General features: G+C 54.6%; 6 protein-coding genes. 2 read left to right on the top strand and 4 right to left on the bottom strand.

What is annotated here, in order from left to right; all coding sequences use genetic code 11:
* Nucleotides 1-3: 3 nt before the first annotated feature.
* Nucleotides 4-660: a TIGR00266 family protein gene (locus CGZ80_RS12465; protein ID WP_094414819.1), complete on the bottom strand. Its 657-nt coding sequence runs from the start codon at nucleotides 658-660 to the stop codon at nucleotides 4-6.
* Complete coding sequence (locus CGZ80_RS12460) at nucleotides 660-1,799, bottom strand: M48 family metallopeptidase (RefSeq protein ID WP_233148385.1); 1,140 nt, start codon at nucleotides 1,797-1,799, stop codon at nucleotides 660-662. Before CGZ80_RS12460 ends, CGZ80_RS12465 begins: the two co-directional genes overlap by 1 nt.
* Before the next feature lie 131 nt (nucleotides 1,800-1,930).
* On the opposite strand from CGZ80_RS12460, the gene CGZ80_RS12455 reads away from it, so the two are divergent.
* Nucleotides 1,931-2,443: a gamma carbonic anhydrase family protein gene (locus CGZ80_RS12455; RefSeq protein ID WP_094414817.1), complete on the top strand. Its 513-nt coding sequence runs from the start codon at nucleotides 1,931-1,933 to the stop codon at nucleotides 2,441-2,443.
* A 9-nt stretch (nucleotides 2,444-2,452) separates the two neighbouring features.
* Here the strand turns inward: CGZ80_RS12455 and CGZ80_RS12450 are convergent, their stop codons facing one another.
* On the bottom strand, nucleotides 2,453-9,964 hold the full coding sequence (locus CGZ80_RS12450) for a DUF1583 domain-containing protein (protein ID WP_094414815.1): 7,512 nt from the start codon (nucleotides 9,962-9,964) through the stop codon (nucleotides 2,453-2,455).
* Nucleotides 9,874-11,997, bottom strand: a complete 2,124-nt coding sequence (locus tag CGZ80_RS12445) for a tetratricopeptide repeat protein (protein ID WP_094414813.1) — start codon at nucleotides 11,995-11,997, stop codon at nucleotides 9,874-9,876. Before CGZ80_RS12445 ends, CGZ80_RS12450 begins: the two co-directional genes overlap by 91 nt.
* 255 nt (nucleotides 11,998-12,252) lie before the next feature.
* On the opposite strand from CGZ80_RS12445, the gene CGZ80_RS12440 reads away from it, so the two are divergent.
* On the top strand, nucleotides 12,253-13,863 hold the full coding sequence (locus tag CGZ80_RS12440; protein ID WP_158222675.1) for a serine/threonine protein kinase: 1,611 nt from the start codon (nucleotides 12,253-12,255) through the stop codon (nucleotides 13,861-13,863).
* The last annotated feature ends 131 nt before the right edge of the window (nucleotides 13,864-13,994 follow it).

The following is a 13,994-nucleotide window of genomic DNA, read 5'->3' as shown; positions in this document are numbered from 1 at the left end:
TCGCTACCACAAATGCGAATTGGTCCAAGCTGCCAAGCCGTCGAAGGACCGCGATTGCATGTAGATCTTGCCAGGGCCGTTGACTCGCGTGATCAGGCCTTCGCCGCTGAAGAAGCTGGAGAAAATCCCGCCGGCCATACCGACTTGGATTCCAACGGTTGGTTCATAAGCGACCAAATGCCCGGTGTCGACGATGTACTCGTCGCTGACTTCGCGTTCAAAGATACCGCCATAGGCCCCGAACCAAACCTTGCCGACGCCGCTGACCTTGAGCCGGAACAAGCCCTCGCGGGCAATCATCATTCTGATCCCAGCCCAACCCAGCCCTAATTTGACGCTCGGTTCACAAGCGATGAATGCGCCCGGTTGCAAGAACATCGTGTTGCCGTTGAGCTCGATGCAATGCATGTCTCCCGGAAACGGTTGCGTCAGGACTAATTCGCCGCCAGTCGAACTCGTGAACGTGTTGACGAACATCGATTCACCGCCGAAGGCACGTTTCAGAACGCCCTGTGCGACACCGCCGCTCCACTTCGTGGACATTTCGATCGAGCCATCCATGCTGGCCATCGCGTCGGCTTCGGCGATGATTTGTTCGCCCGGTTCCAGCCGGACATACAGGTTTGCAAACGCTGGCTTGTCGCGTATCTCGGTGTGCATCAACCGTCTCCCGGGGGATTTTTTTTCATGGTCGCTCGATCTTGAACTTCTTTCCAATCGACATCGATCGGGGTGTATTCTTTTTTCGGCAAAGACTTGATGATCGCATTAACGCTATCGATTCGATCAGCGTGCTGCGGGTGGGTGCTGATCCAAGCCAAAGCGTCGGGCACGTCGCCATGCTCTTCTTCCAGAATCTGAAAAAACTGAGCCATGCCGCTGGGATCGATACCCGCCTCGTAAAGCATTTTGACACCTTCGGCATCGGCGGCGTCTTCTTGGCCGCGTGAGTAGCTGTTGACCGCGGCATAGTGAAACAGTTCGGTGCCGGCAGCCATCAATCCGGTTAAATCGCCGATCAAGAATGTCGCCGCGGCCCAAAATCCGAGCGATTGACCGACGCGTTCCATCCCATGACGAAGCGTCGCGTGAGACATCTCGTGGGCCAACACCGCAGCAACTTGTTCCGGTGATTTCGCCTCTTCAATCAATCCCGTGTAAACCACGATGATCCCGCCGGGCAAACAGAACGCATTGAGCACGGGCGAATCGACCACGTGGACTTCAAATTCCAGTCCGTCGATCGCGGCGTGCGGCTTTAATCGCTCGACCATCTGCTCGACCGCACCGACTACAACGGCATCGTTGATTTCCGGACCGCCAACATCCATTGTGCCGAATGCGGATTGCCCGATCGCTCGGTCGACGCTGACAGGCATCACCTGAATCGCGGCAGAAACCCCGTACCGAACGCCGAAATATCCGCCAATACAAAGCAGAATAATTCCGACCAAACAGGCGAAGCCAAAGGCCGTCGCACGGCGGGAACGGCTCTTCATCTGACGTTTGGACGCCCCGAGTTGGTTGTCGAGGACGCCTGAGGCTGCCGCAGAAAGCGACTTGGCAAATTTTTTGTGATCGCAGAACACGGTCACAGATCGATCTTGCGTCCGGCAGAAAACCATCCGGTTATTGAAGCCGCCGATTTCAATCTGACATTCGCGATACGGGATCACGAAGACGCTACCATCGGTCGTGACCGCCTCGAGTGCCCCTGGGGCCAGCGTGATTTCGGCGCCGGCACGCCCTGTGGGGAGCTCGTCATTGAACACGCCACCTGAGAATTGCTCGTCAATCATCTTCTAACCAACACTGCTTTGCGAACATGCGTTGAGTATAGCAATGCCCCAAAGCAGCATGTCATGGCACCACGCAGATTTGATAGAAAGATCGCCGTAAGTTTTCCAGATCGACAATCCACCACACAATCATGAAATTTCAAATCGATTTTCGCCCCGATCAAGTCGACCAAACTGTCTTTCGCGCTGAGGGGGCTGTCGTTTTAGGGGACGTCACGATCGGTCGTGAAAGTTCAATTTGGTTCCATGCGGTGGTCCGAGGCGATACCGAAGCCGTTCGTATCGGCTGTCAAACGAATATCCAAGATCACTGTGTTTTGCACGCGGACCCGGGATTTCCCTGCACCATTGGCGACCGGGTGACCGCCGGGCATGGTGCGATTATCCACGGTGCGACGATTGAAGATGATGTTTTGGTCGGCATGCGTGCCGTCATTCTCAATGGTGCGGTCGTCGGTCGCGGATCGCTTGTCGCCGCCGGGGCAATCGTTACCGAAGGGCTGCAGATTCCTCCAGGTTCAATCGTTGCCGGGACTCCGGCGAAGATCCGTGGGCAAGTCAGCCCGCGCCATGAAGAGATGATTCGGCACGGTGCCGAACATTACGTCCTGGCGGGGCAAGCCTATCGAAATGCAAATTCTTGAACCGCGACGTCAATTCGCAATCGTTTCGAACAGGTTCTCCGGTAATTGCTCCGGCCAGTCACCGGTCAATTTCACATTTCGAATGCGAGTCTTGGTTTGTTCCGCATTGTGGAAGAACCCAAAGACCATCGTTCCATCTCTGGTTAGCGGCTCGCCTTCGAAAATAACTTCGCCATTGACGCTAATCACGGCATCTACGCCGTTGCGTGTGATTTCGACGCGGTTCCAGTCGCCTGGCTTCAGTGAAATCGGTCGTGCGGAGGCGTTGGAACCCGGGGCGTCAGAAGCGAAGGCGTCAGAAGCGAAGGCGTCAGAAGCGAAGGCGTCGGAAGCTGCGACTTCATAGTCCGGCGGAATACTCCACGAGGTGCTTCCAGTGCTCATCCAATGCAGTTTGCAGCCGTCTTCGCGAAGCATGTAAGCGACGCGTCCGATTGTCGGATGGGCTTCAAACTTACCGGGCTGGTAATAGAACTCATAGCTCAGCGTTTCGCCGTTGCAAAGAGGTCGCTGGTATTGCAGGCACTGCTGGTTTTGGTAGCCATGTCGACCGCTTCCACCACTGACCAGTTCTTTCTCTTTAATCGTCCAGGCCAACGAATTGAAGTCGTCCATACTTGGGCGTTGCCGCACAGCCCGAGGATCGCCAGCGTCGTTGTCGCGTTTCTCCATGTTGATGTCCGACGATGGTAAGTCGGCATCAAAATAGGATCCCGACCAACCACGCAGGTCGCCACCGGCAATCAAGTCCACTTCGCGTGGAATCGTTGGCTGGCCGCTAATCTTGATGTTGTGCACGATCAGCCGTTTGTCACCATTGCAACCAAACCCGACGAATGGCGTGCTGTTGTGACGAGCTTCTTGATAGAACAACTGCCCATTGGCAAGGAAGCTCGTGTGCTGGTCGTCTCGAACGACTTGGCACTCATTCAGCGTGTTCTTTTTTAGCTTTTGAGTGAAGTGACGCACCCATTCTCGCTCTCCGTCGGCGCAGACATACAATGCGCCTGAGCTTGCGTTGGGAAACAGATTCAGCCCGTCAACGATCACCGATGACTCGGACCAGCCTCCGTCATCACTCGCATACTCAATCGTAAAGTTGCCTTGAAGCGGATACTTCAGCCACAGGTAATCCATTCCATATCCGGCGACATGTGCGAGCTCTCCTTTTTCATCAGCCACCCAGATCGCCGGCGTTTTTCCTTCGTAGCGGTCATGTGCGTTCGCGAGCGTGGCTTTCGACCAGTGCCGTAGCGATTCAGATTCCGTCCAGCTAGACGTCGTTGCCCAGCCATGTTTCCATTGATACCGGGAGATCCACGGCATCAGGAAACCTCGGCTTTGCGCCTGCGTGTGTGCGAGCATGTGCTCGGTCGTCCGCTCCACAAAGGCTTCGAATTCTGGACGGTTGGCCAACTGCGATGCCAATTGGAACTCCGCCAATGGGACGCGAAATTTGGGACCGTTAAACACCGGCGTGCTCGCTTTGAGTCGGTCTTCGATTTCCTGAATCAGATTGGCTTCGATCGGCATTTCAAACTCTGCCAAAGCCGATGCGAGAGCGACATCCGCACCGGCACGGCCTTTCGAATAGGCTTCGTACAAGCGGTCGAGCAGGTCTTGCCGCATTCCTGTTTCCTGTGCCAATCGGGCCAGGAAGTAGTAGTTGGTCGCGATCGGAAGATAGGGATCAGCCACCGGCGGAAACGGCGGGTAATGGCCACCGACACTCGGCGGAATCCAATCGGGCAGCGGTTGCCGACGGGCGAGGGTTTGGATCCTGTTCAATCCGCCATCACCGTTGAACGTCCAGTCGGCGAGGACATGGTAAGCGACCGCACGATCCTGCATGCCCTGAATGCTTTCGAGCGCCCAGCAGCCGACCCAGTCCAATGACGTGTCCAGGCCGGCATTAAAGGCTTCGTCTCGCATTCCCAGGTACAGCAGCGCTTCGGCGGTCATCCCCTTGGGAAGCAGCAACCGAGCGACACGTTCAATTTGATCTTGCCGCCGACGCAACTGTGACGAAAGGTCGCTGTAGCGCATGTTGTCGTGATTGGAGATTTCCAAAAACAAGTTGATCGACTTCGAGGCAAGTTGCCCGTCGACATTTCGGTCCAAACAGACTTTCGCTAAGTGGTATGAGAGTGCATCGAACGGCGAAACGTCTGCATAGCGTTCTGTCGGGCGATTGGCTTCAATCAGTGCTAAACAAAGTTGTGCCGCTTGCTCGCGTGTTTCCGGATACTCAAGTGCGATCGGCAGGACATGCAAAGGCAGGAATCGAGCCATCGAATTGATGCTGTCGGATTTCACTCGGCTGAGCCGTTTCTTGGCAGCGATGCCTTGATCGTCGAGCAATAAGATCAGTGTCGCGATCAAGTTATTTTGCGGAGTATCCGCACTTACATGTTCAAGCAAGACATCGCTTTGATTCGTATCGTGAGCCCGCTGCGCGAGCAATGCCAGAACGCTGTCAACAAAAACGCTTTGATCTTGCCCCGCTTGATGTTCGACCATCAAGACATGCGGCTCTTTGGCTTGCGGGAAGACCAAACGCACGTACGGATCGAAGATTTTAGACGTTGGCATATTGTGTTTCCGCCATGCCTCGTCCAGTTTCATCATCTGCTGAGCCTGACGGATATCAGCCCCATTCAACGTGACGGAAGCGTTGGAAACTGCAGATGAGGTTGAACTGGAAGCGGTTCCCAGCAATTCGCCGAGCGACGACACGCCTTTGGATAGGGCATCAAATCCGAGCGTTTGTTTGGGAGCTTCGATCGCCGCATCAAATGCAGCCGCCGACAACTCGGCCATTTCGTGTTCGATGGCTGCTGTGGAAAGGTCTAGCAACAGCCATTGGTCGACGTCGCGATCGACAGCACGCATCCAGCTCGCTTGGGCGGCATCCAAGTCACCGCGCTGCAGGAACGCTTTTCCAAGCTCTGCTAGAACAAAACAGTCGTCATTTGCCGACCCTTCCAAAGCAATCTCGAAGGCTTGCATCAACAGTTGTTGATCCTGTTCCTTGGCTTTCAATAAGATCTGGGAAGCCATCAACGTTAACAGATTGCGTTGATCTTTCGTGATCTGCGATCCAGTGGTCTGGTCCGTTCCGCTGCCGGTCCAAGTATTAAGCTGCGTGCGCAGGACGCTTAGGTCACCACGCATGCACTCGATCAAAGCGATTGCGGTTGAAAGCGATTGATCATCCGGACGTTCTTTTGCAAGCTCATGCAATTCTTCGACAAAGGTAGTTAACTTTGCCGTTTGCTCGTCTTCGGTTTTATTCGTCGCAGACCGTGCCATATCCAACCAGATTGACGTGAGTCCATCCTGGGTGAACGGATTGGTGCCCTGCGAAATCAAAAAATCGATCGCCGGCTTTTGATCATCTTTCAATGCGATCAGAGAACGCAGTCCATCGACACCCCCTTGCTCCTGAACCTGCTTGATTAATTCGGACTGCACCTTTTCGAAGTTTTCGAGACTGGCGTTACTTCCGTAGCGACTCGCTTTATCGAAGAGCGATCGGTCCAGGTCGCGGGCGATCCTCAGGCCATCGGCTGGGTAACCGAGTTCTTTGAAAAATTGCATCAGGGACATCGTGTTGCTGATGCGGCGGTATGCTTCGTAGTCGTTGTTGCCGACAATCCGCGGTTCGCTATCCGCGGAGTTCAATGTCGATAGCGCTATCTGACGAGCTTTCTCGGCGTTGCCATTGTCTTTCAGGAAGTTGCAATAACGTGACTCAAGCGTGTATTGGAAATCGCTCGTTCGGTAGTTCGATGGGACGGTTAAAGCGTGTTCGTAAAAACGTTCTGCGGTCGGCTTGAGCGGATCGAATTGATCGATGTAGCTTGCAACTAGCCAAAGACCGTTATACGACAATTGATCCGAGCCTTTGCTTGCGATCGCTTGGTCGAACAGGACGTTTGCTTCGTCGAATTGTTTGTCTGCCGTATAGAGCATTCCCAGCCAAAGTCGACCACTAGCCCATTGATCGTTTTCTTCGCTCGCTTGGCGAACACGTTCGATAACGTAGTTGAGCTGTTCCGGATTTTTTTGCAGAAACCGTGTAAACGTTGTCACCATGTTGTTGTGCTCACCATCTTGGCTCGTCGAATAACCAGAGAACAAGCGAGTGAAGCCACGGTCCAATTTCGAGTACTCGATCAGCGTCTCGGTCAGCTTGCGCATCGTCGACTCGCTTTTCAAATAGCGCGGCAAGTACCCGGAGAGGTTGTCAAACGATTGGCTTTGTTGCCCGGGCACGCTTTTGATCGAATCAAGGATCGCCTCGAAAAACTTGCGAGCATCATCGAGGTGTGATTCTGATCGTACCAGTCGGTTGCAGACTTCTGAAACGCGATACCTGTCAAACTTCTGAACGCCAACTTCGACCATCATTTCTGCCAAATCGCTCAAGCGTTGCTGATGCTCAAACGGTTGGATGATTTCATAAAAGTCATTACTGAACGAACTTTGGTTTGTACGGAATGCTTTCAGATAGGCATCACAAGCGGCATCGTGGTTGCCGGCCTGAGCGAATTGCCGCGCGGTATCGATCAGTGCGGTAAAGCTGGTCACCGAGTCGGTGTCTGCACTCGACATCAACGCCAGCGACTTTTGCTTTTGCCCGATCGCTTCGTACATCTCGGCGAGCTCCACACGGATCCGTGTACTTTGGGGCGCGTTCTCCAGACGCTGTTCGGTTTGTTCAATTAACGCCGTTAACTTTCCGGTTTTCGCCAGGGTTTGTAAGGCGCTCAGACGCTGCGCATTGGCGGTCGTACGGTTGCGGGTGTTTCGAGAAACATTGACGTTGCGCCGAAGTAACTCCATCGCGACTTCCGACGCCAGTTCCGTTTCTTGCTGGCTAAAATAGAACCTCATGACCGATTCAAGTTCGTCGGGGGTGCTGCCGCCACGACTTCGCATTCGGCGAACGAGGTCCGTTGCCAAGTCTTGCATGCCGAGACTGCTCATCAGTTTGGCCAGCTCGATTTGTGCGGACGCGGAAAGACGAACACCGAAAAGTCGTCGTGCGGCCACGCGTGCACGTTCAACGTTACCGATAGCGGCACTCAGCTTTGCTGCCGCAAATTCTCGGATGGCCATCGTTTGCCGATCGTAGACGCTGATCGCATCGATCGTATCGAGAGCTTGAGTTTGTTGCCCGGCCCGCAGCTTCAAGTCGGCCGACAAGAGACGCAATTCAGCGTCCAGTTGCGGCGTGGCGTCTTGAGCGATCGCGATCGCTTCCTCGATCAATTCTGACGCGCGCGACGTTTGTCCGTCCCATTGCAGCACACAGGCAAGGAACACGCGTTGCCAGACGCTTTTGGCGGGCTTCTCGGCCTTGCCAGAATCGGCAGAACTTGTCAGCGACGTTTCGATCGCGGCAATCCATTCGTCGACAGCGTCCTCCTTGTCGAGCGATTCCCAGACTTGATGGCAGACTCGTATCATCTCGTCGTCGGGACCGAGTCCTTGGGGAGGGAATTCGATAACAATTGATCGATAGTTGCCGTTGATGAGCTGGTAGCTGTTGCGTGGACCGCCGGTGCCAGTCAGTGAAATCGTCCGATGGCGAAGCGGCTGGTCGGCGTACTGGGCGATCAGTGTGTCCGATATTTCAAACAATCGTTGACGGTAGTTGGAATTTGCGACGCCTTTGCTCAACCCGTCGCTCACACGTTGTGGATTTGCAAACCGAGACAAAAGTGATGCGAGTCGGTTGCCGGCATTGTTTGTGGGGCGTGATCCTTCAGTCCGCAGCGCCGTTTCAATCGCGTCCCAAAGTTGGTCATCGGTGCCGTACAGGCTGATCAATTCGACTGCTTGCAATAACTCATATTCCTGCAGGTTTTCCTCTCGGATCTTTTGGGAAGTCACTTCGACGAGACGCTTCGCGTATTCTTTGGCGGCTTCATCCTGTTGGGCAATCTCCAGTTCCGCGACATAAAAGGCATGCCAATTGAGCAGCGGATGCTGCAGCGAAGTCGCCATCGCTGAATGTTGGTTGTCGGCGCGATTCTTGAGCCAATCCAGTCGCTCTTGGGAAAGCGGTTGGAGCTGAAGTTCACGCTGTTTGTAATTGCTCGAACGTGTATTCAGTAGCACGCCCAACGCATAATCCCCAGACGCTGGCACCTTTTCCGCGACCTTCCAAATCAAGGGCCAGTCCGACGGGTTCTGATAGTTCATCGAGTTCTGTTGCGTCGCCGTCGCATAGAGCAATTGCTTTTGATAGGCGTCCCAAACCTCTTCACTTGTCGCGTTTTCTTTCAACGCGTTTTGCACCAGCTCATGGACCTTGGTTTCGACCGGCAAGCCTTCTTGATTCTGATAATGCAACTTACAGTACTGGGCCATCACTTTGGCTTGGCCATAGTCCATCGGTGTCGGCAACGTTGGATTGCCTGAAGAGCCATAGCGACTATCAACCAGACGCAGCAACGGATACAGACCATTGACGCGGACGTATCGGATCGGCGGGTTTGGATACGTTTGCCCCTGGTATGTTTGAGTTGTGGGATATGGTTTTCCGCCCTCTGGCAAGGTCTCCTCGGGGAGGTCCAACGAGATCAAGCGTTCTGCTGTCTTTGCAGAATCTTCCCATTGGTCAGAAGTCGCTTGAAACACCGTCAGGTCGAGTAACAGTTCCCAATTTCGGGGATCATGCTTTAACGCCTGATTGACAAGTTTGATAGCGAGTTCCGGTTCACCGTTGTCAAACAGGCGATTTAAGTTGCGTCGGAGTTGTTTTGAGTCGTTCTCGGACTCAGCAATTTTCATCCAGATCGCTTCCGCTTCTTTGGTTGCCCCCGTATCGAGCAACAATGTCGCCAACATCGCTTCGTTATTTCGGTCTGGCGAAAGCTGCGTCAACTGTCGCTGCAAACTAAGCGCCTCGTCGAGTTCGCCAGCCTGTTGTGAAAGTTCGACTAAACGTTGCATCAGCATCGTGTCGCGGCCACTCTCTTGCAGCAATCCTTCAAGAGTCTGTTTGGCCAATCCCACATCGCCGACTTCGGCATACGCGGTGGCGGTTAAGTCGACTGCTGTTCTTCGGTCAGACATTTCGCGACCACGAATTTCCAACCGCGTTACCAATTGGTCCAGCCGATTGGTACGGAGATACAGATTGGCAAGCTGGGCAACTACCTTGCGTTGCGACTCCAAATCATCCTTGCCTTCGAGGATTTGCCAGTACAGTTCGATTGCTTGGTCCGTTTTAAAGTCTTCGGCCAGCTGTTCGGCAAGCATTTGCTGGGCATCGACACTACGAGGATTCATTCTCACACAGCGGCGCAGCGAATCGAGTCGCAAGTCGGACTTGCCCAGCCGTCCACAAAGGTCGGCGTAAAAACGAAACGATTCGACCGATCCACCAGACGATGCCAGTAATTCGTCACCGACCGCTAGCGATTGGTCTGGCTCGCCAACCTGTAGATAGATCGATGCCAGTTTTTGTAAATGGCCGCTGCGGAACCGGGTGTCGGTATCTGCCAATTTCCGCCTTTTATTGATGCTTGATGTAGTCGCCCCGCGTCCTCGTACATCTGCGCCGAAATCACCAGGTTGTCGATGGAATCGGGCGCGAGTTCGATTGCCTTTTCAATCGCATCGGTCGCTTCGCGGGCATTGCGATTGGCATTGAAGAGCATCGCCAGGCGTCGCCAAGCGGTCGCGTCGCTGGGCGAATCGGCGACATTGGATTGCAGCTGGTCGATGCGATCCTGAAGCTTGCCGGCCGCTTGATACGTTTTGACCTCTTCGTTGAAAACTCGCTCTGCGTCTTCGAGCGTTTCGGCTAAGTCGCTCGCGAGTTTGATTTGTTCCAGCGAGGGATCGAATTGTTGGTCATCGCGCAGCCATTCGGCAAAGCGAATCCTCTCCTCGATGGTCGGATCCATTTGACAAGCTTCCGACATCACCGTGATGGCATCCGACTCCCTTTCGAACTGGTGCAGGATTTCTGCTAGGCGAACGAGGTTCTTGCGTGTCCGCAACTCACCTTCCGCAAGCGATTGCCAGACTTCGTAGGCTTCGTCTTTTCGGTTGAGGCGGTACAGGTATTCGCCGAGGTACTCTTTGTACTGCGGCTCCTGTGGTGCCAGTTTGATTGCGGCGCGATATCGCTGTAGGGCTTGTTCTTCCAGCTTCGCGTTCCGCATCAGGTCAGCGACTTGGGATTGTACGACCGCGTCGTCACTCCGGGCGTCGGCAAGTCGCATCCAAACCTTTGCCGCTGCTTGCGCCCGCTGGTCGGCATCACGGTCTTTGTCTTGAAGAATGACTTGGCCCCAATGGACCAAGTGGTCCGGATTGTCTGGATCATTCTTGGTCAGCGTTTCGTATTGGGTTGCCGCATCGCTATAGCGTTCGGCCGCGACGTATGCGTCGATCAAAGCCAACCGAGGTGCCGATTCGCTAGGGGCACGTTCAATCGCTTGCTCGAACCATTCGATCGCTTCCGGGGTTCGACCTTGTGCCGACAATGTTCGCGCCAGGCGAACCGTTGCATCGATGTCGTCGGGATGGTCGTCGACCCATTGTTCATAGTAGGACGCTAGCCCGGCGTAATCGGCGCTGGAAAGGAACGCGGATTCGATTTTGCGACGAGCTTCGCCATGCAGGTAACTTCCGGGGCGAAGTCGCGAGAGCAACCGTTCGATTTCCTTGATCGCTTGGTCTCGATCCCCGGCTCGAATGCGAAACTCTGCTGCTCGCATCGCATAGACAATCTTGTCATTGTCAGATCTCGCTTCTTCAGCCAACGCGTCGAATCGCTTCAGTGCTGCGTCCAGGTCACCTTCTTCGACCAGGATGTGTGCGATTCGTTCGAGAACTCGTTGGTCGCCGGGGAAGGCTTGTTCGAGTTGCTTCCAGACTGCGACAGCCTCTGCTTGTTGTCCGCTGCGTTGGTATAGTCGTCCCAACGCTCCGGCAATTTTCAGATACTCTTGCTTGGGCGGATCATTTGCGAGGGCGTTTGCAAATGCTTCGGTCGCTTCACTTTCCTGTCCGACCAACAGCAACGCTTCACCCAAATAGTTTGCCGCATACGGATCGTCCGGGGTCAAGCGTGTTGCCGCTTGAAACGCCTCGACCGCTTTGGCGTCTTCGCCACGTTGCGATTGCAATAGACCGACGACCATTTTGTAACGAGCCTTCGCCGCTTCGTCGGTTTGCGTTTCTGCTTCGTCATCAAGGCCTTCAATCAACTCGCCGATGTCACCACGACCGATGTGATAACTGAAAACGCGATCCAGCGACGTACCACGTGTTGGACGGCGAAGCAGCACTGTCAAAAAACGTTCAGCAGTGATGCGTTCACGCTGTTGTTCGGGCGTCTCATCAGCAGACGCTGCTTGCGCGACGTTGCCATCGTTTGTCTGATTGTCTTGGCCGTAGATGTTGGTCGCAAGACAGACCAGCCATCCAGTTACCAAGCTACTTCCAACGATCCGTAACAGTTTGCCACGACAAGACCGCATGAGGATGGTGGCACCCGCACGCCAGTCGAACACGGTCGCTGACATAGATTGAGACTCCGATTCGCGATCACTTGATATCTGAAAGCTCGTTTTTCAGAACTTTCTACGCCTCTAAATTAACACAGCCAACCCCCCGGCGGTCAAACACTCTAGACAAAACGGCTAAAACGCACCTGAAGCATCGTTTTGCAGTTTGCCGGACAGTTCGTTTTTTGCATCGCCAGGTGGCGATGGCCTTTGGCGACTCGTCACGTATAATCGGCGAAACGTCTGTTAGTGAAGCTCCGTTTCAGCATGGCAATGACCGACTCCAACTCGGAATCTCAATTCGAAAATGTCATCGCCGATTATTTAGGTCGAGTCGATGCGGGTGAGGCTCCCGACCCGGCGGTCTATCTCGAGCAATTTCCCGAGCACAGCGACGAGCTGAAAAGCTTTTTTCGCAACCACCATTGGTTGGGTGATTCGCCGACGCCGCCGACCGCGTCGCTGTGTGGTCAAGAAATTGGGTCGTACAAAATCGAGGCGGAGATCGCCCGGGGTGGGATGGGAGTGGTTTATCGCGCCCACCAAAAAGGGCTCGACCGTTTGGTCGCGGTCAAGGTTATCAGCAACGGTGTGCTTGCCAGCGATGAAGAGCGCCGGCGGTTTCGAATCGAAGCGGAAGCCGCCGCAGGTCTGGATCACCCGGGGATTATTTCCATTTATGAAATCGGCAGCTGGAACGGTCATGAGTATTTCTCGATGCCGCTGGTCGATGGCCCAACCTTGCAGCGTTACGTCGACGAGCAATCATGGGATGACCCTACCGTTGCCGAAGTCGTCCGCGACATCGCGCGCGCCGTTGACTATGCACATCATGCCGGGATCGTGCATCGGGATTTGAAGCCCGACAATATTTTGCTGGGAACCGACAATCGGCCCCTGGTCGCCGACTTCGGTTTGGTGAAATGGCACCGGGAAGGAACGTTGCTGACGCGCACCGGTCAAGTTTTGGGGACGCCAAACTACATGAGCCCCGAGCAGGCTTCTGGCAAATCTGCCGCCGGCGCCGCATCCGATATCTACTCGCTTGGTGCGATGTTGTACGCCTTGCTGACCGGTGTCCCTCCACACGAAGGAACAAACGCTGCCGAAGTTCTGCGCAGCGTATTGCAAGATGAACCCAGCCCGCCACGCAGCTATCGTGCAGACATCTCCCGGGATTTGGAAAACATCTGTCTGAAAGCGATGCATCCGGACGTGGCCGCGAGGTACATGACGGCTGGCGAGTTGGCGAACGATTTGGATTGCTTTCTCCGTGGCGAACCGATCACCGCATCCGGTAGCGGACTGATCGAACGAGTTGCCCGCGAGATTGGACGTGATCAACATCAAAACCATTTCCAACAGTGGCACGGTGCGTTGATGCTGCTGGGGCTGATCGTGTTCTCGACACACTTGTTGATCTTTGTCCTGTTGCAAATGGAGTTCGACCCAAGGATCGCCTACTGGCTTCCGCGACTGACCATGTTCGCATTGATCTTGGGAACGATCTATCGAGCCCGCGACGGATCGCTTAGCCCGCGCAGTATCGCCGAACGCCCTGTTTGGTCGATTTGGTTGGGGTACCTCAGTTCGCTTGCGGTGATCAATATCCTGCTGTTGATGGGCGGGATTAAACAGGAACACCTTTTCCCACTCGCTTCGGCACTTTCCGGTTTCGCTTTTGTAGCGATGAGCGGTCATATTTGGGGCGGTTCGGCATTGGCCGGCATCGCGTTCTTTGCCCTCGCACCGCTAATGGCAACACGGTTGATCGAGCCTTACGCGCCGGTGTTGTTCGGAACCGCCTATCTCGCATCGATTTTTGCGATCAGCCAGCACTATCGCAAAAGCGGTCAACGCAAACGCGAAACCGCTGACGCATAGCCACGTCCCCGTCACAGCGGGCCACAGAAATCGGCGAGCCGCCGCCGTGAAAATCGTCGCATTAAACACCCGCAATGATGCGATGTGACTGATTAAGGCTGCTTTAACGGTCTTGCAGCGGCCTCTGTCGG

This window comes from Rhodopirellula sp. MGV (genome assembly GCF_002251265.1).
GTDB lineage: Bacteria > Planctomycetota > Planctomycetia > Pirellulales > Pirellulaceae > Stieleria > Stieleria baltica_A.
Note: the sequence above shows the minus strand (reverse complement) of the source record. Positions and strands in the feature narration are given on the sequence as shown.